At 55.9% G+C, this 19,657-nt stretch carries 16 protein-coding genes and 1 pseudogene; 10 read left to right on the top strand and 7 right to left on the bottom strand.

Annotated elements, in window-relative coordinates; all coding sequences use genetic code 11:
* Positions 1–665: 665 nt before the first annotated feature.
* Genes PL640_RS24555 through PL640_RS24540 form a run of 4 tightly spaced genes read left to right on the top strand, consistent with a single transcriptional unit; the run spans position 666 to position 4,492 of the window.
* Positions 666–1,688, top strand: a complete 1,023-nt coding sequence (locus PL640_RS24555; RefSeq protein WP_077768161.1) for an ABC transporter substrate-binding protein — start codon at positions 666–668, stop codon at positions 1,686–1,688.
* Complete coding sequence (locus PL640_RS24550) at positions 1,688–2,770, top strand: ABC transporter ATP-binding protein (RefSeq protein WP_077768160.1); 1,083 nt, start codon at positions 1,688–1,690, stop codon at positions 2,768–2,770. Before PL640_RS24555 ends, PL640_RS24550 begins: the two co-directional genes overlap by 1 nt.
* Complete coding sequence (locus tag PL640_RS24545; RefSeq protein ID WP_012475930.1) at positions 2,739–3,650, top strand: ABC transporter permease; 912 nt, start codon at positions 2,739–2,741, stop codon at positions 3,648–3,650. Before PL640_RS24550 ends, PL640_RS24545 begins: the two co-directional genes overlap by 32 nt.
* Positions 3,647–4,492 (top strand): ABC transporter permease, encoded by an 846-nt coding sequence (locus PL640_RS24540; RefSeq protein WP_012475931.1) that lies wholly within the window; start codon positions 3,647–3,649, stop codon positions 4,490–4,492. The genes PL640_RS24545 and PL640_RS24540 overlap by 4 nt, the downstream gene beginning before the upstream one ends.
* Positions 4,493–4,649: 157 nt before the next feature.
* Here PL640_RS24540 and PL640_RS24535 read toward each other — a convergent pair whose 3' ends face one another.
* On the bottom strand, positions 4,650–6,011 hold the full coding sequence (locus PL640_RS24535) for a formimidoylglutamate deiminase (protein ID WP_012475932.1): 1,362 nt from the start codon (positions 6,009–6,011) through the stop codon (positions 4,650–4,652).
* A 114-nt stretch (positions 6,012–6,125) separates the two neighbouring features.
* Between PL640_RS24535 and hutI the strand changes: the two genes are divergently transcribed.
* The 5 genes from hutI (at position 6,126) to PL640_RS24510 (ending at position 10,746) form a co-directional block, all read left to right on the top strand.
* Entirely contained in the window at positions 6,126–7,310 is a 1,185-nt protein-coding gene (gene hutI, locus PL640_RS24530) for an imidazolonepropionase (RefSeq protein ID WP_234888143.1), read from the top strand.
* A gap of 138 nt (positions 7,311–7,448) precedes the next feature.
* The gene (gene hutG, locus PL640_RS24525) at positions 7,449–8,249 is read left to right on the top strand and encodes an N-formylglutamate deformylase (protein ID WP_077768158.1); all 801 of its coding nucleotides are present in this window, start codon (positions 7,449–7,451) and stop codon (positions 8,247–8,249) included.
* A gap of 19 nt (positions 8,250–8,268) precedes the next feature.
* Positions 8,269–9,954, top strand: coding sequence for a urocanate hydratase (hutU, locus tag PL640_RS24520; RefSeq protein ID WP_012475935.1), 1,686 nt, complete (start codon positions 8,269–8,271; stop codon positions 9,952–9,954).
* 5 nt (positions 9,955–9,959) lie between these two features.
* Positions 9,960–10,526: a HutD/Ves family protein gene (locus tag PL640_RS24515; RefSeq protein ID WP_012475936.1), complete on the top strand. Its 567-nt coding sequence runs from the start codon at positions 9,960–9,962 to the stop codon at positions 10,524–10,526.
* Positions 10,527–10,557: 31 nt separating this feature from the next.
* Positions 10,558–10,746 (top strand): hypothetical protein, encoded by a 189-nt coding sequence (locus PL640_RS24510; RefSeq protein ID WP_077768157.1) that lies wholly within the window; start codon positions 10,558–10,560, stop codon positions 10,744–10,746.
* 53 nt (positions 10,747–10,799) lie between these two features.
* On the opposite strand, the gene PL640_RS24505 is transcribed toward PL640_RS24510, so the two are convergent.
* A complete protein-coding gene (locus PL640_RS24505; RefSeq protein WP_161596397.1) occupies positions 10,800–11,213 on the bottom strand; it encodes a hypothetical protein in 414 nt (137 codons plus the stop codon).
* A 310-nt stretch (positions 11,214–11,523) separates the two neighbouring features.
* Between PL640_RS24505 and PL640_RS24500 the strand changes: the two are divergent.
* A pseudogene (locus PL640_RS24500) lies at positions 11,524–11,664 on the top strand (IS30 family transposase); the annotation flags it as partial.
* A gap of 293 nt (positions 11,665–11,957) precedes the next feature.
* Here PL640_RS24500 and PL640_RS24495 read toward each other — a convergent pair.
* The 5 genes from PL640_RS24495 to PL640_RS24475 all read right to left on the bottom strand — a co-directional run bounded on the left by PL640_RS24495 (position 11,958) and on the right by PL640_RS24475 (position 19,558).
* Positions 11,958–12,578, bottom strand: coding sequence for a TetR/AcrR family transcriptional regulator (locus PL640_RS24495; RefSeq protein WP_077768155.1), 621 nt, complete (start codon positions 12,576–12,578; stop codon positions 11,958–11,960).
* A gap of 256 nt (positions 12,579–12,834) precedes the next feature.
* Positions 12,835–13,380, bottom strand: coding sequence for a TIGR00730 family Rossman fold protein (locus PL640_RS24490; protein ID WP_077768185.1), 546 nt, complete (start codon positions 13,378–13,380; stop codon positions 12,835–12,837).
* Positions 13,381–13,474: 94 nt separating this feature from the next.
* The gene (gene idi, locus PL640_RS24485) at positions 13,475–14,065 is read right to left on the bottom strand and encodes an isopentenyl-diphosphate Delta-isomerase (protein ID WP_309546945.1); all 591 of its coding nucleotides are present in this window, start codon (positions 14,063–14,065) and stop codon (positions 13,475–13,477) included.
* 76 nt (positions 14,066–14,141) lie between these two features.
* Positions 14,142–14,870: an isopentenyl transferase family protein gene (locus PL640_RS24480; protein ID WP_077768184.1), complete on the bottom strand. Its 729-nt coding sequence runs from the start codon at positions 14,868–14,870 to the stop codon at positions 14,142–14,144.
* Between the two features lie 1,112 nt (positions 14,871–15,982).
* Positions 15,983–19,558, bottom strand: a complete 3,576-nt coding sequence (locus tag PL640_RS24475) for an ATP-dependent DNA helicase (protein WP_173992071.1) — start codon at positions 19,556–19,558, stop codon at positions 15,983–15,985.
* Between the last annotated feature and the right edge of the window lie 99 nt (positions 19,559–19,657).

Below are 19,657 nucleotides of genomic sequence, written 5' to 3'. Positions count from 1 at the left end.
TATGGTGAAGTCACCGAAGATATTGCGACACCGGTTCTCGGTGAGATCCTGCCGGAGTATGCCGACGATATCTATAAGGTTGGTCGCGCTGTTCTGGAAAGCAACTTTGGCGACAAGAAGCCGATCATGCTCACGATCGAACTCGCATAACAAGCGTTCAGCCGGGGCGGTTTCTAACGCGAGCCGCCTCCCTTTGGCGACAAAAAATTGACTTGATTGGCTAAGCCTTTCTGTTAATATGTATAGACCAAACCGCAGGAAACATGCGGTAACAGGAGAACGGCGAAATGGCATTCTGGTTTGAATTCGACAAAATCAGTGACCTTCCGAACAATGCGGGACACAGCGTCCTGGATGACGGAAGTTCGTTCTGTTTCAGCCATGTAACCGACTTGACGACGCGTTTCTTTAGGGGCGGATTGGCGTGGCTATCTGGCATGCAACTGCCAAACATATCGCCCCGATGACGCTGAGCCTTAGCTCCTCCGAGGACAGATCCCAGCGGAAAAGAAGCGGCATTTGTATATGAGATGATGAGCCTCAAGCAACGGAGGCAAATCTCAAACCTGAAGTCAACTCAATGTTTGCGGTAGGGCACGGTGTCCGACGCAGAACGGTTTGTCTCGCGTTGCTGCGAGCCAAACCCCAACCAAGGGGAACTAACCATGAAATGGCAATTTGGGAAAGCCATCGTCGGTGGCGCAATGTTGGTCGCAGCTTGCGCGCTGAGTTCAGGAGCTCAGGCGCAACAAAAGGAGCTGATCGTCAGCGGTTTTGGCGGTGCCTATGACGAAGCAATGGCTGCGAGCGTGAAATCCTTCGAACAGGAAAACGACGTCAAGGTCACCATTGTTGCCGGGTCCGGCGCGAACAACATAGCCCGTGTCCGCAACAAGGAAGTCGACGTTATCGTTTCTGATCCGGTTTTCGCGCTTCGCATGGAAGCCGAGAAGGCGTTTGCGCCGCTCGATCCGAAGCTGGTTACCAACCTGAAGGACATTCACCCGAATGCGATCTACTCCGACGCGGTCGTCGCAGCGAATTTCGGCGCATATGTGCTCGCTTACAATCCTGCGGAGGTGAAGCCGCCGCAATCGTGGCATGATCTCGCGAAGCCGGAATACAAGGGCCGCATCGCGCTGCGCGGATTCCGGCCTGAAAATATCGATCTAATCACTCTCTTTGCGAAAGAGGCCGGCGGCGACGAGCGTCATCCCGACGCCGGCTTCGCCGAAATGGCCAAGATCGCTCAGAACATCGACGTCTGGGTGGACTCGCACGCCAACCATCTCGAACTGTATCGCAACGACCAGATCTCCATGAGCATGTGGACCGATGGCCGCATCGGCTGGGCGCGTGACACTGAAGGCGTAAAAATCCAGGGCGTCATTCCGAAGGAAGGATTTTTCCCGCTCGCCTCGACGCTTAGCGTCGTTGCCGGACGTCCGAACACCGAGTTGGCCGAGAAGCTGGTCAACCACTTACTGAGCCCCGCCTCGGGACTCAATATGGCCACTCGCCTTGGTTATTTCCCGACGAACCGCGAAGCTAAGCTGCCGCAGGAAGTCCAGGCAAAGATCATGATCACGCCAGACAACGTCAAGGATCTGAAAAGCGCCGACTGGAAGTACATCGTTTCGGTCTATGATCAATGGCAGCAGCGCTGGGAACGGGAAATTCAACGATAATGACCCAAAGTTTCGACATTGAACTGTCGCACTGCCGCAAGACGTACGGCGACATCAACGTTCTGGACGACGTCTCCCTTCAGGTCAAGAACGGTGAGTTCATCACCGTTCTCGGCCCAAGTGGTTGCGGCAAGACAACGACATTGCGTGTGATCGGGGGCTTCATCATTCCCGACAGCGGGCGTGTTTCGATCAGAGGCAGGGAGGTTACCAACCTGCCTCCCTACAAACGCAACATCGGCGTGGTCTTCCAAAACTACGCCCTGTGGCCCCACATGACTGTGGCAGAAATCCTCTCGTTCGGTCTTCGCATACGCAAGCTGCCCCGGGAAGAGATCGCGCGTCGTGTAGACCGTGCCCTCAGCATGGTGCAATTGACCGGCTTGAAGGATCGATATCCTCGTGAACTCAGTGGCGGGCAGCAGCAACGCGTCGCCATGGCACGAGCGCTTGCGATCGATCCTGAGGTGATCATTCTTGATGAGCCGCTGTCCAATCTGGATCGGCGCTTGCGGGAAGAACTCCGTATTGAATTGAAGCGACTGCAGCGGTCTCTTGGGGTGACGATGCTATTCGTCACGCACGATCAGGAGGAGGCGCTCTCCATGTCCGACCAAGTGGTGGTCATGCAATCCGGAAGGATTCAGCAAATCGCCGACCCGAGGACAGTCTATGAGCGCCCGGCGAACCGTTTTGTTGCCGGCTTTCTTGGTAGCGCAAATTTCCTGCCCGGAGAACTGGTGCAGAATTCCAAGGAGAGCAGGGCCGAAATCAAGCTCAGCAATGGCGCCGTCGTGACTGCGCATGCGCCGTCGGCCAGGGCGGTCGGAGAGAAGGTCACCGTTATTGTTCGGCCCGAGTGGCTGGTACTTGAACGGCAGGGCAGCAATCCGCCTGCAAATCAGCTCGAGGGCACGGTCGGCGATGTGATCTATGAAGGCTCTGCAATTCGATATGGGATCAAACTCACTCACGAACCTGAGGCGCCCGTTTTCCTGCAGGAACGGTCTAACGCCGATGTTTTGAAACCCGGAGACAAGGTCAGGATCAATGTCACTAACGCCGTCGTTGCCGCAGAGTGATGAACGCAGAGGACTTTGGGAGCGTGTGGTTGCGTGGTCTACCCAAGCGCCGCTGTTCCTGCCGTTCGCCTTCGTCATCTTGTTCTTTTTCGTTCCCATGTGCTGGCTCGTTGCGACGAGCATGTCCTCCCATGAGGTTGGCAGCGCGCCTGTATTTACAGGCACGCTAGAGCACTACGCGAGGTTCTGGACGGACCCCTTCTATCTCGAAACAGCGCTCTGGACGACCGTTAAGCTGTCGGTTTTGTCCACGGTGCTTGCTCTGATTATCGGGTATGTGCTGGCCTACTACATTGCCGAGCTCCCTGCTGACCGCAGAGGGTTTCTCACCAGCATGGTGGTTGTGTCCCTCTCTGTGAACATCGTTATCCGGATCTTTGGATTGAATGTTCTTCTAATGAGCGGCGGACTTATTGATAGCGCCCTGACCTTCATGGGGATGCCGAAGGTCCGCATCATGTATACCGAGCTTGGGGTTTTGATAGGGTTGGTTCAGATCGCCATCCCGTATGTCGTTTTGCCTCTTATCGGTGTCATAGCCGCGATCGACCCGGCCCTCAAAGAGGCGGCGGCAAGCGTGGGCGCCAACAAGTACAAGACCTTTTGGGCCGTAACCTTCCCGCTGTCGCTGCCCGGAGTCGTGGCGGGCACACTGATTGCGTTCACTTTGAACGCCGCAGCTTTTGCGATTCCGTCCCTCATGGGCGGCGGTCGGGTCAAAATGATGGGCATGATGGCCTACGAACAAGCCACCGTGCAGGGGAACTTCCCCTTCGCAGCGGCGATCGGCATAAGCCTGACGATTCTGAGCATCCTGATTACTGCAATCTATTTGTTTGCCATCAATCAAACATTCCGCACGGCGAGGAGAGCAGCATGAGCGCTACCACAACTGTCTCGACGGGGAAGGGCGTTTCGGCCAGGAAGGTGTGGTTGCCACTCCCCACAGGATTAGGTATTGCCGCTTTCTGCGCGTTCGTCACCGTCGTGGCGCCACTGTTTGTGGTCGCCGGCGCAGCTTTGAACGCGGAAGCCATGTTCTTTCCGCCCAAGCAATTGACGTTGCATTGGATGATTGCGGCTCTCACGGACAGAAGCTTCGTGAATGGCGCCCTCATCAGCTTTGCCGTCGCAGCAGTAGCAGCCACGGTCTCAACGATCTTCGCACTTCCGGTCGCGCTCCAATTGCGGAAAGCACCGCCCACGGTGGCGAAGGTCCTGACTTTGTCGTTCATGGGGCCGTTGCTCGTACCCTCGGTGATCTTTGCTCTGTCGTTGTATTCGGTGATGATCTACGCTTTCGGGGTGACGAACCTATTTGCGCTCGTCATCGGCCACGTGATGATCACCATGCCATACCCGGTACGAACGATCACAGCCGTTACCGAGAACCTCGACCCCGCGCTGGAGGATGCTGCAAGCAGTGTCGGCGCAAATCCGTGGCGTACGTTTGTGTCAGTAACGTTGCCGTTGATCAAACCTGGTGTGATCGCTGGCTTTCTCTTTGCTTTCATAACCTCGTGGAATGACTTCTCCATCTCGGTCTTCCTCACGCCGCGCGAACTGCAGCCACTGCCGATCAAAATCTATGAGTATCTCCTCTACCAATACAGGCCATTGATAGCCGCAGTTGCCACCTGGTCGGTGATTGGTTCGGCCATCGTCGTTCTCATAATCGACCGTCTGGTGGGGCTGAACGTCTTTACCGGTCGTCGCGGCTAGTACAGTAGATATGATCACATCTGAAATTTAATTTTAAGAAGGGGCGCTCGGCGCCCCTTTTTGCATGCCAGTTTATTCCCCGACGCCTCGAAATTACGCCAACGCAAAACAGGCGACCTTGCAAGGACAAGACCGCCAACTCGCCTCCGCGTGTCGATCAGCGGCGAACCAACTTCTGCATTGTGGTGAGGAAGCGTCGATTGATCTTGTCTCGGGCGACGTGGCGACCGGCTACCACTTGTCTGCGGCCTTGAACCCAAACGTTGTCGATCGCAACCCCATCTGCAAAGATCCAATGATCCAGGATCTCGTCATCTTCGAGATAGGGAACTTCTGTGAGATTGAGTGAAAGCATGTCGGCAGAATTGTGTACCTCAATGCCACTCTCCGCGTTCAGCGCCATGGCGCCGCCGCGGACGGCAGAGACGATAAGATTGCGACCCGTTGAGCCGCCCGGCGCTGCCAGGACGTTACGTGCTTGGAGTCGCAGTCGTTGTGAATATTCAAGTTGCCGCAGCTCTCCGTTCAGGGAAATGAGAACGTTCGAGTCGGAACCAATGCCGACACGGCCTCCTTGTTCGCAGAAAATTTGGCCTGGAAAAATACCGTCGCCAAGATTGGCCTCGGTAATCGGGCAAAGCCCAGCGATAGCGCCAGTCCGCGCCATTCTTGCCGTTTCGATTTCGGTCATATGAGTTGCGTGAATTAGGCACCAGCGCTGGTCCACAGGTGCATTGTCCAACAACCATTCAACAGGACGAGCAGAGGACCAGGCAATACAATCCGAAACTTCCTTCATCTGCTCGGCGATATGGATATGGATTGGCCCTCCGCCAGACATTGAGGTGACCGCAAGCAGTTCCTGCGGTATGACGGCTCTCAGGCTGTGTGGTGCGACACCAAGCTCGGCGCCGTCGATTTTCGCGACTAGAGATCGGCACGCAACCATTAGTCGTTCGAAGCTGTCGAGCGAATTGATAAATCGTCGTTGCCCCTCCACCGGTTCGAGTCCGCCGAAATCCGAGTGGGCGTAAAAGACAGGTAGCAGGGTCAAGTTTATTCCGGTGGCACTCGCGGCCGCTGCGACTCGTTCCGCCATTTCCGCAATGTTGGAGTAATGGTTTCCATCCGGGCTATGATGCAGGTAGTGAAACTCGCCGACACGGCTGAAACCTGCTTCAAGCATTTCCATGTAGAGCTGGGACGCAACAGCCTCGACATCGTCGGGGCTCATCGTCAAGGCGAACCGGTACATTACATTTCGCCAGCTCCAGAAGCTGTCATCTGACGGCCCGCGGGTCTCGGCCAGACCTGCCATTGCGCGCTGAAAGGCGTGGCTATGGAGATTGCCCATCGCAGGCAGAATGATTTGATGGTGTTCGTCGGATGGTGCAGGATCAGCATCGGTCGATACCGACGCGATGGTTCCGCTCTCGACCAACACCCTGACATTGTCGTGCCAGCCGCTCGGAAGAAGGGCCTTCCGTGCGAAAAGTGCTGAACTGTTCAATTCCTTCATAGCTTCCCTCTGATTTTTTGCGAAACGCAGGCAACTTTGGTGCTTGCAATTCCGTGTATTGGTATATACAAAATATCAGTAATGAAAGACAAATATAGAGCAACGGGGATCGAGATGTCAGTGGCAACGCCCGCATCCGATGAGGAAATCGTCGTTTGGAGGAACGCGCATCTGGCGACTGTCGCGGGAGATCGAGACGGCCTGGGTGTCGTAGAGGGTGGCGCGATAGTGGTCAGAGGTGACCGCATCGCATACGTCGGAACCGACGCAAATCTCCCGGCGTTGGCGAGAGGCGCGGTTCAAGTCGATTTGGAGGGCCGGTGGGTGACGCCGGCATTGATCGACTGCCATACGCACTTGGTATTCGGTGGCGACCGCGCACACGAATTCGAAATGCGACTCGCCGGTGCGTCGTGTGAGGAGATCGCACTGGCCGGTGGGGGAATTGCTTCTTCTGTAAACGCCACGAACAAATTTTCCGAGGATGAACTCGTTTTGCAAGATCTGCCTCGACTTGACGCCCTCATGGAAGAGAGACTGTCGACGGTCGAGATAAAGTCTGGCTACGGCCTCAACGTCGAAGCTGAATTGAAAATGCTGCGTGTGGCAAGGGGATTGGAGACGCTGAGACCGGTGCGCGTCGTGACCACTTATCTCGCCGCCCATGCGATCCCGTCAAGTTACAGAGGCAGGAATGGCGACTACATCAAGGATGTCGTCATCCCTGGACTCGAGCGGGGCAGGAGGGAAGGTCTCATCGATGCGGTGGATGGTTTTTGTGAAAATATCGCATTTTCGCCAGCGGAGATATCCAAGGTATTCGACAAGGCGACTGCGATAGGCCTTCCGGTAAAGTTGCACGCGGAGCAGCTATCCGATCTTGGAGGAGCAAAGCTAGCCGCGTCCTATCGAGCGCTCTCGGCAGATCATCTTGAGTGCCTCGATGAAGAAGGTGCCCAAGCGCTCGCTATGGCTGGTACGGTGGCTGTTCTTCTGCCAGGAGCATTCTATACACTCCGAGAAAAGCAGCTGCCGCCAGTGCAAGCGCTTCGCAATGCCGGCACGCCTATCGCTATCGCAACAGACTGCAATCCGGGCACTTCACCACGGACCTCGTTGCTGCTGACTATGAATATGGCAGCCACGTTGTTCGGCTTGACGGTCGACGAGTGCGTCGCTGGCGCGACAAGAGAGGCTGCACGTGCCCTTGGTCTCTTGCATGAAACTGGAACCCTCGAGGTCGGAAGGTCCGCTGATTTCGCGATCTGGAATATCGGACGGCCAGCTGAGCTGGTCTAGCGGATGGGCTTCAATCCCCTGCATGCGCGAATATTTAAGGGACGAGGACTGCGGCCGTGACTTTAAGTCATGTCCCTGGCGTTTCGAACCTGGCTGGTTCTTTCACCTCCATTCGCTAGTCGTAGAAGAGAAGAAATCATGAGTGTTTTTGAAGTTCGCCACGGCACCTCTCCGGTTATTCTAGCAATGCCCCATACCGGTACCGATGTTCCGAGCGAGATCTGGGAGCGGTTGAACGACAATGGCCGGCAGCTGATCGATACCGATTGGTATATACATAATCTGTACGATGGTCTTTTAGAGAAAGCCACAGTCGTTCGAGCGATGTTTCATCGCTACGTCATTGATGCCAACCGGGATCCGGAAGGGGCGAGTTTGTACCCTGGGCAGAACACCACTGGCCTTATCCCCAAAACGGACTTTGATGGTGAAGCCATCTGGAAATCCGGTGCGGAACCGACAGACGACGATATCGCTCAACGAGTCGCTACTTTCCACTCACCCTACCATACCGCCCTCCAATCAGAGATCGAGCGGGTGAAGGCAATTCACGGCTTGGCCATTGTCTATGACTGTCACTCAATCCGCTCGCACATTCCCTTCCTGTTCGAGGGAACGTTGCCCGACTTCAATATCGGGACCAATGACGGGCAGTCGTGTCATCCCGCAGTCGCGGCGGCCGTCGTTAACGTCGTTCGCAATGCTGATGGCTACACACGCACGTTGAACGGTCGGTTCAAGGGAGGGTGGACCACAAGGCATTACGGCACGCTCGAAAGCGGCGTCCACGCGATCCAAATGGAACTGGCGCAATCGACTCATCTTTCGGCAGAGGAACCGCCATTTTCCTATGACACCGCAAAAGCCGAGCGCATCCGCGCCCGTCTCAGGGACATTCTGACCAACCTCGAGCGCGCCGCATCCGAACTCAAGAAGTGAATATTGGGAGCCACTGACCATGACCAATCCTCGACACAATATCCGCGAAGTTCGCGCGCCACGCGGCTCGGAGCTCAACACCAAGAGCTGGATGACCGAAGCGCCGCTGCGCATGCTGATGAACAACCTCGATCCTGATGTGGCTGAAAACCCCCACGAGCTGGTGGTTTATGGCGGCATCGGCCGGGCGGCACGCACCTGGAACGACTTCGAAACGATTGCGGCGACGCTGAAGACGCTCAATGCGGATGAGACCCTGCTCGTTCAGTCGGGCAAGCCGGTCGGTGTCTTCCGGACCCACAAGGATGCGCCGCGCGTCCTGATCGCCAACTCGAACCTCGTGCCGCACTGGGCAACCTGGGACCATTTCAACGAGCTGGATAAGAAGGGCCTTGCCATGTACGGCCAGATGACGGCCGGCTCGTGGATCTATATCGGCACGCAGGGCATCGTGCAGGGCACCTACGAAACCTTCGTCGAGGCCGGCCGCCAGCATTACGGCGGCAATCTCAAAGGCAAATGGATCCTGACCGGCGGTCTCGGCGGCATGGGCGGCGCCCAGCCGCTCGCCGCCGTCATGGCAGGTGCCTGCTGCCTGGCCGTCGAAAGCGATGAGACCCGCATCGATTTCCGTCTTCGCACCCGCTATGTCGACGAGAAGGCAAGGACGCTCGACGAGGCCCTCGAGATGATCCAGCGCTGGACCAAAGCCGGCGAGGCAAAATCCGTCGGCCTGCTGGGCAATGCCGCGGAAATTTTCCCCGAGCTCGTGCGGCGTATGGAGGCCGGTGGTCCACGCCCCGACATCGTCACCGATCAGACCTCGGCCCATGATCCGCTCAACGGTTATCTGCCAATCGGCTGGACCGTTGCCCAGCACAAGGCCAAGCGCGAAAGCGACCCGAAGACCGTCGAGGCTGCCGCCCGCGCCTCGATGAAAGTCCATGTCGAAGCCATGGTTGCCTTCTGGGATGCCGGGGTGCCGACGCTCGACTACGGCAACAACATCCGCCAGGTCGCAAAGGAGGAAGGTCTTGAGAACGCCTTCGCCTTCCCGGGTTTCGTTCCGGCCTATATCCGCCCGCTCTTCTGCCGCGGCATCGGTCCGTTCCGCTGGGCCGCCCTTTCCGGCGATCCGGAGGACATCTACAAGACCGACGCCAAGGTCAAGGACCTGCTGCCCGACAACAGGCACCTGCACAACTGGCTTGACATGGCCCGCGAACGCATCGCCTTCCAGGGCCTGCCGGCTCGCATCTGCTGGGTCGGCCTCGCCGACCGTCATCGCCTGGCGCTGGCCTTCAATGAGATGGTCAAGAACGGCGAGCTTTCGGCACCCGTGGTCATCGGTCGCGACCATCTCGACTCCGGATCGGTCGCCTCGCCCAACCGCGAGACCGAAGCGATGAAGGACGGCTCTGACGCCGTCTCCGACTGGCCGCTGCTCAACGCACTGCTCAACACCGCATCGGGGGCTACCTGGGTGTCGCTACACCATGGCGGCGGCGTTGGCATGGGCTTTAGCCAGCATTCGGGCGTTGTCATCTGCGCCGACGGCTCCGACGATGCCGCCAAGCGGCTGGAGCGCGTTCTCTGGAACGACCCGGCGACCGGAGTCATGCGCCACGCCGATGCGGGCTACGAGATCGCCATCGACTGCGCCAAGGACAAAGGCCTGCGTCTGCCGGGCATTCTCGGGAACTGAAGCAAATGCGCGTTCTGCGTTCCGCGCAGTACAAGCGCACGATGTGGAAGAACGGCAAGGGAGAGACGGTGGAGATCGCCGTCTCCCCTCCGGATGCGTCGGTCGACGATTTCGACTGGCGCATCAGCACCGCGACGGTCGCTCTCGATGGGCCTTTCTCGACATTCGATGAAGTCGATCGGACGTTGAGCGTGCTGACGGGGGAGGGGATAGAACTCGCGATTGCCGGGGAGCCCGCCACCGTCTGCTCTCAGAATAGTCCGCCTTTTACCTTTCGAGCGGACGTCCCGACCACCGCTCGACTGGTGGATGGCCCTATCAGCGACCTCAATGTCATGAGCCGGAGGGGACGCTTCGGTCATCGCGTTGCGAGGTGCAGGCTTGATGGCGAATTGGAGGTCGGATCGGATGTCGCGGTGGTGTTCGTCATCGTGATGTCCGGCTGCGCGCTAAAGAATTCCGGGGAGCGACTGGAAAGCCTCGATGCCCTTCACCTGGATCGCGCCGAAAAAGTCGTTCTTCGGGCAAACGGCCCGACGACGGCGTTCGTCGTCGAGTTGCTGCCACTTTGAACGGGAAAATGAACACCCTGAGGATACCAAGTTGAACAGGCAAAATATCGAGAACAGGCAAGCCGAGGCGGTCAACCTGGTTGAGAACTACGGGCCGATTGGCATTCGTTCTGTCGCTGCCGCATGTGCAGCGAGGCCTCCTCAAAAAGAACTGGATGAGTCGTCGTCAATCGAGTTTCCAGCGGTGCGCGCCCGCTGGCTCGGTGACGGGGATGATTGAGTTTGAAGGTCGGCGATGTGGTCATGGAGTTTGTGTTGCCCGGTCCATTAGAACTAGCATGCCTTCGGTGGCTGTCTCGCGGCAAAACGCTCGCCGAAATCGCTCTGCTTCAAGGCAAAACCGTCTCTGAAATTGCGCATCATGTCGAACGCGCGCTTGCCGCGCTTAACGCAAAATCGGCACAGGAAGCACTCGCAAAAGCTCACCTTTCGAACGGCAACTGATCTGAAACAGAGGCTCGTTCGGTTGGCCTGCATCAGGAGTGTTTTCCCCTCGTAGGGCGAAACTACATGTCGACGGATTTCAATGCTGAGCTCCATGCCCGGCCGTCTATCTACTTCACCGGTCCGGCCTTCGTTGAGCATGTTGCGGTCATGCGCTCCGGTCCGATTACGCAGGATGGTGCGCGCGGCATATCCACCGACCCGTGTCACAGTGAGAATTTGCGCACGCAGGTGGAACATCATACGGAATTCGTCACCGTACGCGCGTGTCGAAAATCAGCGAGGAGGCGGCGTCCTGGCCCACTTCCAGTCTCAGCCTTTCCGAAATCGCGGCTTTAGTGGACATAAGCTCGCCGCAGCTTATCTGTCGGATCGGCATCCTGATACTGGGTACTGCCCCAAAGGAACTCGGGCCTGTGCTGTCGAGTCTCGGGTTTCGCGATACCGCAGCGTCGTCGATCGGCGGCGGTGCGGCGCAGGTGTGTTCGGATTTCCGCGTTCAGCCGGACCAAACGAGCCGCGTCCTTCTCTTCAACAAGGACCTGAACGCCTACAGAAAGGTGCGGTGGAAAATGCCAACAAGCGCATTCGCCGCTTCATGCCAGGTGATACCGATCTTGCAGCCGTCTCTCAGCGCGACCTGACCCACCTTGCCCGCCATCTCAAGGATCAACCGCGAAAATGCCTCGGATAAAAAACCCCAGCAGAAGTGTTCATGGCACATTTGCAGGAAGAGGGGTGATCCCCTACCCTAGACGCCGGCATGATGCACTTGGGTTAGCTTTTCCAAAACAATCCGTGATTTTGCATCTGGTTAAACTGGTCCAGGATGTTTAGTGACACCTGGCCCGGCCGTATACGAGCCTTCATCCGTGAGACATATCAACCACGACGTCCAAAGCTGGAAATATTAAAGGTCACCGGTGCTGAACCGCGGTATCGGAAAACGCTTGGGCGATGAGGAAAAGCGAGCGAACTCCGATTGTTTTATCCAGTGACCAAATCGGCGCGCTGGTACGAGGAAAGCATCGTTTGAACGATACGCATGCCATCGGACTTCAGGTCAAACCTCGAATCATCCTCCAGCCAGGTCTGAAACGTTCCTCGCATTGCAAACCAAAAGGTATATGCCGCAGTGTCGGAGGTCCAAGGAGCTAGTAATTCCTTTCTCGTCTCTGCGGATCCGAAAACGCTCCCTAACGTAGCCCGCACTTCCTGCTGAAACTTGCGGTCTTCATTATGGAAGGCCACTGTATCGGAGACTTTCTTATCATAGATCTGGAAAATCCGCCTGCAGTTTTCATTGTCAGCAAAGTGGTTAATGGCTGATGTGGCAAACTCGGCGACTGCCTTTAATGGCTCCTCAACCATCCCTGCGTCGTGAAGGCTGCCGAGCTTTCTTGCCTGCCAGCATAACTCATCGCGCAAGGCCAGTAGAATGTGCATTTTTTGTCCGAAATGCCACTGGATGGCGCCGGTTGTTACGGCCGCTTCGGCGGCAATTTCCTGCAAGGAGGCTTCATCGTATCCTTTTTCGATAAACACAGCCTCGGCAGAGCGTAAAATCCGCCTCCGGGTAGCTGCAGCCTCATCCGACGTCCTTCTCATGCATCGCCCCCCTGTGGCCTATCGCATCAGTCCTCTTGATGAACGTTTTTCAGCCCGACATTCCGCGAGAAACAAGAAATATGAAATCGGCTACGGTTTGCCACAGCAATTTCGTTACAAAATAAACAGAGCCAACACAGGGGGGACCAGCGCTCGTAGTGCCATCTCGCTTTTTGGACAACACGTTTCAGGTAACCTGCAAAGCGCGCAGTTAGCGTCGGAGTAGCCTAAAATCGCTCTCTTCTGAACGTAACTTTCAAGTGGCACTATCTTTTGCCATGGCAGAAATGAGCACCTCGGCGTCCTCTTCGACGAGGAGGATGTTGCGATGACTTGCTGTCAAGAATGCTTCGCCAACAATATGATCAAGAAAGGAATCTAGCCTTTTGTAAAAGCCCGCTACGTCCAGCAGTGCACAGGGCTTATTGTGGTAACCCAACTGAGCCCATGTCCATACTTCGAACAGCTCTTCGAGGGTTCCCAATCCTCCTGGTAAAGCGATAAAACCATCCGGCAGCGTCGTCATCAGCGCTTTGCGCTCGTGCATGGTCTCGACAACGCGTAGATCAGCAAGATCGGTGTGTGCGATCTCCTTCTCGGCCAGCGCGCGGGGAATGACGCCGATAACCTCTCCGCCATCGCTTCGGGCCGCGTCCGCAATAGCACCCATTAAACCAATCGAAGCGCCGCCGTACACCAATCCGATGCCCGATCTCGCCAGAGCTTTGCCAAGTTGGTTTGCTGCGCTCACATAGGCCGGATTTTGGCCGTTGCTTGAACCCGCAAAGACGCAATATCTCAAACGCTCCTCCAATTGAGAAAACGAACTTCTTGAAGGCCAGCTATTTCCCGAATTGAGAAACTCCCTACGAGCTCCACGCCCGGGAGCGGCTTAGCTAAGAAACCTTAAGTTGAACGTCAATCTTCGTTCTGGCAGCTTTTGGTAGCCGCCGCTCCTCCGCTACGGGCCATTGCGATGGGTTCGCACCAAGTGGTGCGAGCAGGTCGACTTGTGCACGACACCATGGTGACACCAACAAGCGCTCAGCCTGTACGCTTTCGAAAAACCATTGCCAATGCACCCATTCCCACGCTGACACCTCATTCAAATCGGGGTTGACGCCGGAGGTTTTGCAATGTGCAGCGAATACGGGGCACAACTCGTTTTCGGTGATCCCATTCGTCATTGAAGCGCGATAGGAAAATTCCGGCAGCACAAGACGAATGTCGTCTGCACGTATCCGCAATTCCTCGTGACCCCGGCGCTCGATAGCCTCGGTCAACGGTTCGCCAGGTTGCGGGTGTCCACAGCAACTGTTGGAAAGAACACCGGGCCAGGTGATCTTATCAGATGCCCGGCGCGTCACTAGCAGCTTGTTGTCACCGTTGAAAATGTAGACCGAAAAGGCCAAATGCAGTGGGGTATCGGAATGATGAATCTCGGATTTTGGAGCAGTGCCGGTGGCCTCCCCGAGTTCGTTGCACAATATGACCATTCAGGCGATTGATTGGCCGGTAGGGTCATCACAAATCTCTTCGTTTCGCGACGTTAACTTCCGACACTCAGTTAGCGTTTGATGCCACCCGAGGAGTGAGGCGAACGTTTCCGCCCTCCTGCCAATCAGGGAAGTCGCGCTCCTGCCACTGCGCATGATCAAAATATTCGTCGGCGATGGCCGAGATCAGCGCCTGCTGTCGCGTCAAATCGAGACGCAACAAATCGCGAATCCCGATATCATGTTCCTTGGCGAACCGGATTGCGCAGCGATACCCGTCGATGTCCTCCAGTATCGGCCGGAGCGCCTCCTGCTTCCAGAGATCCGTCAGTTCCTGCAGCAGAGATCGGCGCTCGTCCTTGACAGCAAACATTTCCGTCACCCGGCGTCTTGCTCGCGGCAGGAAAACATCTGGAGCCGCAAGACGAAGTCGCCTTACATGCCATCTAAAATCGGCTTCCCAATAAGTGTCCGTGGCCATACAGTTCAGAAGGGAAATCGAACCGCCTTCGAGGATGAGACCAGGAGAGGTCCGGCGATTCTCTACTTCTGAGATGAGCTGACGATGAGCCGCCTCTGCATCGATCACACCCTCAGCGAGTGGGCGCGAATCCAGGTAGATTCGCTCGGTGGATTGCAGTTCCGATTCCAAAGGACGTCCACTGCCGGTAGCGATTTGGGGGCAGCATTGTACCCGATCGAGCGCTATTACCGGCCAACCCGTTTCTCGGGCCACTTGTACTGCCAAGTCGGTTTTTCCGCTACAGGTGGGTCCATAGATAAGATAGATAAGCATGTGCATCTCGCTTCTTTCAAAACCAGCGGGGGTGACGCGACACGGTCTCATGATCAAGACGCTTCATTCGGCATTGGCTGCGCCGCGCGCATTGCAAAAAGAACAAACGTCGAAGTAAAAGTGCTAACGCTTTCGACGTATGATAGTATTGGTTCGTAGAATAACTTTATCAAACCGCATTCAGAATTTGCAATATGAGGGAAAACATTAAATTTGTGCTTTAATAATTTATGAGTACTGATATTTATGTCGAAATTCAAATTCCCGCCTTTGACAGTTTGGTTTCATTTGACATCAATTCGCGTGCTACGGCTCCTGGCGGCAGAGCCGCGCTTGATGAATAGGTACACGTGTGCTTTTTCCGGAATGACGGCAGCGCGGTTGTGATTGGCCAGGAGCTGGCGAATGAGCATGGAACCAGCACCGGCCTGAGTTCAGTTTAGCGTCAAGTTCAGGATTGACGGGGAGAGCTAAAAGCACATTGGCGGGCGATAGTCCGCTTTGAGGCGGCGCCAGGCAAACAGATGCAAATCGGCCGTCTGCGCGACGAACGGCCTACTGCTTTCGATGTTGACGGGATCGTTATAGCACTTTCTTTTAGAACTCCTGCTTTGCCGCCTTCGGCATAAGGGAGTTCGGATATTGACGAGTGCTTCGGCGACGACAGCAGCATCCCTGCCTGGTCGCTTTCCGTTTCGTGTCGCCGAGCGTGCGGATCGCGCGATGACATCGCCAGTGACGGCATGACCTCAAAGAACAGGCTGCCAAAGCCTAGTTTAGCCGGGCAACTCAGCAAAATACCGCCATGGTCGAGGAAAACAATGCCCCGAACCCGACGCTTGCCGGGGAAGTAGCTCGGCCTCGCAAGCTGATCAGCCGTTTCCACTTCGGCAGGCCATACGTCGGCCGGTCTCTGATGGAATTGGTCACCGAACCGGCACATCGCATCGCCGTCCGCCGGATCCCAGCAATCCTCGCCAATGCTTTCTCCGGCAACGGAACCTCAAGCAGATCTGGAAAGAGTTCCGAAAAGGTGATCGACGTTCTCGCGACAGAGAACGGATACAGGGACAGCGAGTGGAAGAGGGTGCGCGTTACGCACCCTCTTTTACTTAGAGTCCACGTCCATCCCCGCGGACGCGGATGCGCTCGTCAAAATCCCGTGTCAGCCGATCCACGTCATTTGCCGCCTTCGGCGAAGTCTGTTTTGGTGCTGCATTACTCTCTTGGACACTCTGCCTCAGACTACCTGTAGTTTCGTGCCCTTCTTTCGAGACTACATCAAGTTCTTGGGGCTTCTCGCGATTGGTTTTTATCCGATCGGGCAACCGAATGATCGAGGTCTCGCCAACGATAGTAGCTTGAACCTGGGGTATTTCGGGCGCTTCGGTGCGCTCAATCGGCTTGACCTCGCCACGTGCCGCGACAACTTCCTGGCGTTTTGCAATCCGATCGATGGCGGCTGTGTAGTCCGGCAAGGCTGGGAATTTGTCCTGGTAGAGCTCGCTGCCCGGCTTTCCCAGTTGCCTGGCCAAGATGTCCCTGTCGGCGGTGTCCTTGAGCGAAGTGAAAAGCTGCGTCCGCTCGTCGGCCTTGCTCAGCAAAGCGCTATTGGCGTTGATGCCATGGGCAGCGTCGTTCAAGAGATAGATTTGGTCAACACGTTTGCCGTCATCATGTCGCGTAAGTTCATAGGCGGAGCCGATGACCGTCATCGGGCCTTCGATTTTGTAGCCCTTGACGCCCCTGTCACCCGGCTCGCCGGTGCTGGCCTCGAAGGTCTTGCTCTGACTGCTGCCATCGGGTTTGAAGGTAACGGATTTGCCTTCGATCTTTTCGATCCGGCCGGCTTCACCGGCAATGAGATTCCTGTAGCTGCTGGTGACGCTGAGCCTGTCGCCGACCCTGAAACGGATATCCTTGTTGTTGAACGCCTTGAAGCTGACAGGGTCGCCACTCAGGCGACCGGATGCAAGGCCCTGTTTTTCGATCTCCTTGGCCAGCGCATCTACATCAACGCGCCGATTGGCATAGAGCATGCGGACCTTTTCGGGATCTGCCTTGATATCCCTTTCGTAAGCATCCGCCATTGCTTTCAGCGCCGACCCGGCGTCCGCCTTCTCGACAAGGGAGCCGGTTGCGGCGAGCGTTTCCACGAGCTTCTTGTGATCGCCAGCCTGCAGGGCTTCCACAATGGAAGTCTGCGAAAAATGACGCTCGCTGCCTGCAGAGTCAGCGCCTTGCATTTTCTGGTCATTCGAAGCCATATTTTTTTCTCCTGAGTCTTTGGTCGATCGTTTCTCTGAGACGTTTGAGGGGGCGTTCGTTGACGACAATTCCCAATTTGATCCCGGATCATCTTCCCGGTGCGGTATTGGACCCACTCGGCCATCAGTACCGATGATATGATCGACGTCCGCATACGTCGGTTGAACTGTGTTGGTGACCGAGGTTGCCAGTTTCAATCGTTCGAACAGGGAAGTGATATCTTCAACTTCCTCGGCAGAACTAACTGAGTGACGGGCCATTTTTTTGCGAGAATCGATTTCTTCCTTTGCCGCCGCTCGTTTCCGTTTCTCGATCGCTATCCCCAGGTTTGTTACCGTTGCGATCGTGACTTGGTGGCTTTCGTGGGCTGAGGTGTTAGCCGTCGATTCCGACCCGCAGAATTCCGGTTGCATTTGCTCTTCAGTCGTGATGACAGAAGACTGGAAAACTTCGAAGTCAATGGCGCTCGGGTAAAGGTCCGCGCTTTCCGGCATTTCCACATCCGATGTGGATGGTTCGTGCAGCTGGTTCTCCCCGAAGGAGCTTTCTTGTCTGCCTTGGAAGGAAAGCGGCGTCGTTGGAGAGATTTCCATCTGGTCGAGCGGCCTTAGCAAGTGCGCGTTCGAAACCGACGAGCGCTCTTGGAAGGCAGCAGGTTCGAGCGCTGGGAATTGAATGGAATTATTTGGCGCGCTTTGCTGAGTGAGCTTTGCACTGAGAGCCTCAACATTGTTTGCCACGAGGGGAGAAGCAATGACGTCGAGACGACTGCGATGCCTCGTCAGGCCGACATAGGTCAGCTTATCTGAAAGAGCACCATCACAGAGGAGAATGGCGTGATCAACTGTGGCCCCCTGACTCTTATAAATTGTAGCAGCATAGCCGTAGGTAAAACCCTTAAACTCGCTATCGGTCCAAGTGACGGTTCGTCCAGATCCGTCTAACCTTGCAGTAATGCGAACCCCAGCAGATGTGCCATTCTCAGCTCGGGAAGCTTCTGTGCTATTAAGTCCGACTACAGTTGCAAAAGTACCATTGCGGATGTCCGCTTGCAGACGGTTTTCGCTGAATATAATCCTGTCTCCCAAGACGAGATTAATCCTTTGCTGAACGCGTCTCGACGAACCCTCATCTATTCCAGATTCCGAACTTCCACTATCTATTACGCTTGACCACACACTCATTTGCTGGTCTTGCAATCCGGATTTGTCAACAAACCTCTGATGAAGAGCGATATTGGCGCGATTAACGCTCCTGTTGGAGTGTGCCATCACAAGACGATCATACACCGGATATCGGTCGCAAACTCTATTCATCTCCTCCAGCATGCGGTCAGTGATCTGGTCTGACGCCCTGACGTTTGAGCCGCTAGGAGGAGCATATACGAAATGGACGAGGCCCATTTGTTCGAGCGCTGTGAGATAGTGCCCGACGGCGCTCTTGGCATCGCGTCGTATGTCACGTCCGAGCTTTTCTGTTTCTATTCGCGACCGCGCGTCGAGCTGTCGAAGCGGCTGGACGAGTTCATAGCAGCCGGCTTGCTCCATAATAATCGGAAGCAGATCACCAGGTCCAACAGGGGGCAGTTGCCGATCGTCTCCCACACATATCAGTTTCGGCCTTTCGGTTGGGTGATAGGAAGTGGCATTTGCAACTGTCTCGATTAGTTGCGCGATCTCCTGCGTCTTGGCCATCGACATTTCGTCGATCACGACGATGGTATTTTTTCCGATGGTGCGGTCTTTCGCCTTGAAAGTCGTCGCGACGTCGCGAAGACCTTTCTCACGAAGCTCCTGGGCCGCCCGGTTGGTGGGTACGAAGGCAATCAACTTTATTTTCTCGGTCGGGAGCGCTTCCTCGTTGAACCTGTCCACCGCTTCGTTCAGGGCTCCAAGTACACTTGTTTTTGCGGAACCCGCTACGCCCACCATAGTGGAAGCTCGATTTCGCCTAGACAGATAATGTAATGCTCCTCTGAGCTCCGGTGTGAAAATGCCTCTATCGGCGACCATATCAACAATGGTTCCCGGAACGCCGAAGCTTTCTTCTGCGGAAAGATTGGTGACATGACGTACAGTATTCTGTTCCGCAGCTCTCAGCTCTGTAGAGGTGTAGAGAGGTTGGCCATCTGGAGAATCAAGCCGGGTCAGTTTGTCGCTTGCGACGACCTGTTGGAATAGCAGGTCGATTTCTTGTACCGGCCGTTTGTAGTGCGTGAGTGCCCGAGCCGCCGAAATCTTAAGTTGGTCTTGTCCGAAGCACGCATTGCGATTTGCGGCGTGGTTTACGACCCATTCCACAATATTGCTCTCGTCCAGCAGGTTACTGAACTGGCGAAGATCTGTCTGGAAGCGCGTAGGGACAGACGTGTCAACAGCAGCCATTCCGGGATCGGACATTACAATGTCGTCGGTTGGCATGCTTGCCACTCCTATTCCCCTCGCTTTCCAATCGTGTGTGATCAGCCAGCCAGGATGGAAAGTTCGGTAACGGTGCTGATTTCAAAACTCAATGAGCAT

This window comes from Agrobacterium sp. ST15.16.024, assembly GCF_027956545.1.
Lineage (GTDB): Bacteria > Pseudomonadota > Alphaproteobacteria > Rhizobiales > Rhizobiaceae > Agrobacterium > Agrobacterium cucumeris.
Note: the sequence above shows the minus strand (reverse complement) of the source record. Positions and strands in the feature narration are given on the sequence as shown.

Coding starts and splice junctions, on each gene's coding strand:
- PL640_RS24555 (WP_077768161.1), top strand. CDS start 666: ATGAAATGGCAATTTGGGAAAGCCATCGTCGGTGGCGCAATGTTGGTC.
- PL640_RS24550 (WP_077768160.1), top strand. CDS start 1,688: ATGACCCAAAGTTTCGACATTGAACTGTCGCACTGCCGCAAGACGTAC.
- PL640_RS24545 (WP_012475930.1), top strand. CDS start 2,739: ATGTCACTAACGCCGTCGTTGCCGCAGAGTGATGAACGCAGAGGACTT.
- PL640_RS24540 (WP_012475931.1), top strand. CDS start 3,647: ATGAGCGCTACCACAACTGTCTCGACGGGGAAGGGCGTTTCGGCCAGG.
- PL640_RS24535 (WP_012475932.1), bottom strand. CDS start 6,011: ATGAAGGAATTGAACAGTTCAGCACTTTTCGCACGGAAGGCCCTTCTT.
- hutI (WP_234888143.1), top strand. CDS start 6,126: ATGTCAGTGGCAACGCCCGCATCCGATGAGGAAATCGTCGTTTGGAGG.
- hutG (WP_077768158.1), top strand. CDS start 7,449: ATGAGTGTTTTTGAAGTTCGCCACGGCACCTCTCCGGTTATTCTAGCA.
- hutU (WP_012475935.1), top strand. CDS start 8,269: ATGACCAATCCTCGACACAATATCCGCGAAGTTCGCGCGCCACGCGGC.
- PL640_RS24515 (WP_012475936.1), top strand. CDS start 9,960: ATGCGCGTTCTGCGTTCCGCGCAGTACAAGCGCACGATGTGGAAGAAC.
- PL640_RS24505 (WP_161596397.1), bottom strand. CDS start 11,213: ATGATGTTCCACCTGCGTGCGCAAATTCTCACTGTGACACGGGTCGGT.
- PL640_RS24495 (WP_077768155.1), bottom strand. CDS start 12,578: ATGAGAAGGACGTCGGATGAGGCTGCAGCTACCCGGAGGCGGATTTTA.
- PL640_RS24480 (WP_077768184.1), bottom strand. CDS start 14,870: ATGCTTATCTATCTTATCTATGGACCCACCTGTAGCGGAAAAACCGAC.
- PL640_RS24475 (WP_173992071.1), bottom strand. CDS start 19,558: ATGCCAACCGACGACATTGTAATGTCCGATCCCGGAATGGCTGCTGTT.